Raw genomic sequence first — 3681 nt, 5'->3', positions numbered from 1 at the left:
ATATACTGGCGGAGATGTGCCGGGGGCGTGGCAGTCGAGTTCTATAACGAGTGCGCGGCCGGGTGCGCCGCCACGCGGGGGGCCCCCCCCCCGGGGGGGGGGCCCCCCGCTGCCGCGCGCTATTTCTTCTCGACGGCGGCGGAGGAATGGCGGACGACGAACTCGCGTTTTGCGGAACGCGGTTCGCGGGGTTGGGCGTTGACCAGCCAGACCAGCCAGCCGACGAATAGGACGGCGAGCAGGAGGGCGGACAAACCGGCGACGAGCAGGCCGTTCACCGGGTAGCGGGAATGCGGTGGGCGGGGACGAGAAGCAGCGGAAGCGGCATGACAGTCTCCGGTCGGTGATGTCGAGCGTGCCGACCATGCATCTGGTGTGTATTTACGGCTGATTGGCGGCTGTTTAGGCCACAACAAGTCAGTGACTGACGCGGGATCGACCATAGGGTCGAGGTGCAAGACTTGCTACCGAGCGGGAGAACGTTCACTCCATCGTGGGGTATCCCCCATTTCAGTAGCTAGGGCCGGGTAAGCACGGCACACTTCACCGGAAGCATCGACCCGAGCCGCGATCCGGAGAAGAGAGTCATGCCACCCCGCTTGTCGCCGACCGTGCGTCAGCAGCGCCTTGGCATCGAGCTGCGCAAGATGCGCGAACGCGTGGGCGTGACGCCCAAGAGCCTGGCCGCCACCCTGGGCACCGACCTGCCCAAGATCTCGCAGATGGAGAACGGGAAGTCCGGCATCAGCGCCGAACGGCTCCGGCTCTGGGCCCGCACCTGCCACTGCTCCGACGGCCCCTACCTCGACGCGCTGCTCGCGATGACGCAGGACCGGCGCAAGTACTGGTGGGACGGCTACCGCGGCCGGCTGCCCGGCGGGCTCATCGACATCGCGGAGATGGAACACCACGCCGAGTCGCTGGCCATCCTGCACACCACCTTCATCCCCGGACTGCTGCAGACCTCGGCGTACGCCTCCGCGGTGTTCGCCCGGGTCCGGCCACCCATGCCCCAGCCGGACGCCGACGCCCGCACGGCATTCCGGATCCAACGCCAGCGGCTGTTCACCGAACGCCCGAAGCCGTACGCCGCGTACATCCACGAATCCGCGCTGCGCATGCAGTTCGGCGGGGCGGTGGTGCTGCGCGACCAGCTGCTCGGCGTGCTGGAGGATTCCGAGCGGCCCGGGGTGGAGATCCGGACCATCCCGTTCAGCGTCGACACCTTTCCCGGGTCCGGAGAGAGCCTCTACCTCGCCCGCGGGCCCGTTCCCGAGCTCGACACCGTGCAGATCGACCTCTCGAACGGGCCGAAGTTCGTGCACCTCGACACCGAACTGCAGACCTACCGACAGATCAAGGAGGAGACCGCCGCGGTCGCCCTCGGGCCGGCCGAGTCCCGGGACTTCATCCGGGCCTTACTGAAAGACTTCTCATGACTGAGTGGCGGAAGTCCTCGTCCAGCGGCGAGAGCAACGAGTGCGTCGAGATCAGAGCCGCCGACGGTCTGGTGGAGATCCGCGAGTCGGACCGCCCCGAGATCGTCGTCCGGACCACGCCACGCAAGTGGGCCGCGTTCGTCCGCGGGGTGAAGGCCGGGGAGTTCGACCGGTACAGCGACTCCGTCGGGCCCTGAGCCGCACCCGACCCCGAGCGGCACCGCACCCGAGCCGCACCCACCCCTGAGCAGCACCGCCCTTGAACCGCACCCACCCCTGAACCGCACCGCCCTCCCGGCCCCGCGGCGGTAGGCTTGGCAGCCCACAGTGGACCCCTGCGCCTGGCACAGCACTCCGGGTGGGGTGCGCGTGCGGGAGAAATCGGAGCATCCGAGGATGGCTCGGCACCTGATCACCAGCGCCCTTCCGTACATCAACGGGATCAAGCACCTGGGCAACATGGTCGGGTCGATGCTCCCGGCGGACGTCTACTCCCGCTACCTGCGCCAGCGCGGCCACGAGGTGCTCTACATCTGCGCGACCGACGAGCACGGCACTCCCGCCGAACTGGCCGCGCAGGAGGCCGGGCTGCCCGTCGCCGAATTCTGCGCCCAGGCGCACGACGCGCAGAAGGCGGTGTACGACGGCTTCGGGCTGTCCTTCGACCACTTCGGCCGCAGCTCCTCCCCGCAGAACCGCGAGATCACCCAGGAGATCGCCCGCGAACTCCAGCGCAACGGCTTCATCGAGGAGCGCGCGATCCGGCAGGTGTACTCCAACGCCGACGGCCGCTTCCTGCCGGACCGCTACATCGTCGGCACCTGCCCGCACTGCGGCTACGACAAGGCGCGCGGCGACCAGTGCGAGAACTGCACCCGGGTGCTGGACCCGACCGACCTGCTGGAGCCGCGTTCGGCGATCAGCGGCAGCTCCGACCTGGAGGTCCGGGAGACCAGGCACCTGTTCCTGCTCCAGTCGGAGCTGACCGACGAGGTCGAACAGTGGATCGCCGCCCACGGCGACGACTGGCCGGTGCTGGCCTCCTCGATCGCCCGCAAGTGGCTCACCGAAGGCCTCCAGGACCGCGCGATCACCCGCGACCTGGAGTGGGGCGTCCCGGTGCCGGCCGACGTCTGGCCGGAGCTGGCGGCCGAGGGCAAGGTGTTCTACGTCTGGTTCGACGCCCCGATCGAGTACATCGGCGCCACCAAGGAGTGGGCGGACGCGGCCCCGGCCGGGCAGGCCCGGGACTGGAAGTCCTGGTGGTACGAGGCCGACCACAGCGTCCGGTACACCGAGTTCATGGCCAAGGACAACGTCCCGTTCCACACCGTGATGTTCCCGGCCACGATCCTCGGCTCGCGCCGGCCGTGGAAGAAGGTCGACTACGTCAAGGCCTTCAACTGGCTGACGTACTACGGCGGGAAGTTCTCCACCAGCCAGAAGCGCGGCATCTTCACCGACGTCGCCCTGGAACTGCTGCCGGCCGACTACTGGCGCTACTTCCTGATGGCGCACGCCCCCGAGTCGGACGACTCCAGCTTCACCTGGGACCTCTTCGCCTCCGTCGTCAACAAGGACCTCGCCGACACCCTCGGCAACTTCGTCAACCGGGTGCTCACCTTCAGCCGCAAGCGCTTCGGCGATGCCGTCCCGGCCGGCCACGCGCCCGGCGAGGCCGAACAGCGCCTCGGCGAGCAGATCGCCACCCTGCTGGCCGAGTACGAGGCCCAGTTGGACGCACTCAACTTCCGCAAGGCCGCGCAGGGGCTGCGCGCGCTGTGGAGCGCGGGCAACGCGTACCTGGACGAGAAGGCGCCCTGGCTCCAGGTGAAGACCGACCCGGACGCGGCGGCGCTGACCCTGCGCACCGCGATGAACCTGATCCAGCTGTACGCGGTGGTCTCCGAGCCGTTCATCCCGACCGCGGCGGCGGCGATGCGCGGCGCCTTCGCCCTGCCCGGGGACGCTCCGGCGGCCGGCCTGTCCTGGGTCGGCCCGGAGCAGGCGCGGGCACTGGACCTGGTGCCGGCCGGGACGGCGTTCACCGTGCCGCCGGTGCTGTTCGCCAAGATCACCGACGAGGACCTGGCCGCCTGGACCACCCGCTTCGGCGGCCAGGAGGGCTGAGCCCCGGGGGGGGGGCGCCGGGGCCCCCCGCCCCCCCCCCCAACCCCCCCCCCGGGGGGGGTACGAGGCCACAACCCCCCAGGGAGAGCGACCTACACGGCCCCCCCCCCCC

At 69.8% G+C, this 3681-nt stretch carries 4 protein-coding genes; 3 read left to right on the top strand and 1 reads right to left on the bottom strand.

Translation table 11 applies throughout. The features are described 5' to 3' along the window. Nucleotides 1–119: 119 nt before the first annotated feature. Entirely contained in the window at nucleotides 120–278 is a 159-nt protein-coding gene (locus ACFV6D_RS19020) for a hypothetical protein (protein WP_159398464.1), read from the bottom strand. A gap of 309 nt (nucleotides 279–587) precedes the next feature. Between ACFV6D_RS19020 and ACFV6D_RS19015 the strand changes: the two genes are divergently transcribed. From ACFV6D_RS19015 to metG, 3 genes are all read left to right on the top strand, one after another. Beyond that, nucleotides 588–1439 carry a helix-turn-helix transcriptional regulator gene (locus ACFV6D_RS19015; protein WP_063348345.1) on the top strand — a complete coding sequence of 284 codons (852 nt, stop codon included), beginning with the start codon at nucleotides 588–590 and terminating at the stop codon, nucleotides 1437–1439. Beyond that, nucleotides 1436–1636: a DUF397 domain-containing protein gene (locus ACFV6D_RS19010; RefSeq protein WP_063348346.1), complete on the top strand. Its 201-nt coding sequence runs from the start codon at nucleotides 1436–1438 to the stop codon at nucleotides 1634–1636. The genes ACFV6D_RS19015 and ACFV6D_RS19010 overlap by 4 nt, the downstream gene beginning before the upstream one ends. 199 nt (nucleotides 1637–1835) lie before the next feature. Next, nucleotides 1836–3569 carry a methionine--tRNA ligase gene (metG, locus tag ACFV6D_RS19005; RefSeq protein WP_380560548.1) on the top strand — a complete coding sequence of 578 codons (1734 nt, stop codon included), beginning with the start codon at nucleotides 1836–1838 and terminating at the stop codon, nucleotides 3567–3569. The last annotated feature ends 112 nt before the right edge of the window (nucleotides 3570–3681 follow it).

Origin of the sequence: Kitasatospora sp. NPDC059812, assembly GCF_042732075.1 — a bacterium.
Lineage (GTDB): Bacteria > Actinomycetota > Actinomycetes > Streptomycetales > Streptomycetaceae > Kitasatospora.
Note: the sequence above shows the minus strand (reverse complement) of the source record. Positions and strands in the feature narration are given on the sequence as shown.

What these genes read in the sequence shown, in the direction of transcription:
- ACFV6D_RS19015 (WP_063348345.1), top strand. Translation starts at nt 588, where the DNA reads ATGCCACCCCGCTTGTCGCCGACCGTGCGTCAGCAGCGCCTTGGCATC.
- metG (WP_380560548.1), top strand. Translation starts at nt 1,836, where the DNA reads ATGGCTCGGCACCTGATCACCAGCGCCCTTCCGTACATCAACGGGATC.
- ACFV6D_RS19010 (WP_063348346.1), top strand. Translation starts at nt 1,436, where the DNA reads ATGACTGAGTGGCGGAAGTCCTCGTCCAGCGGCGAGAGCAACGAGTGC.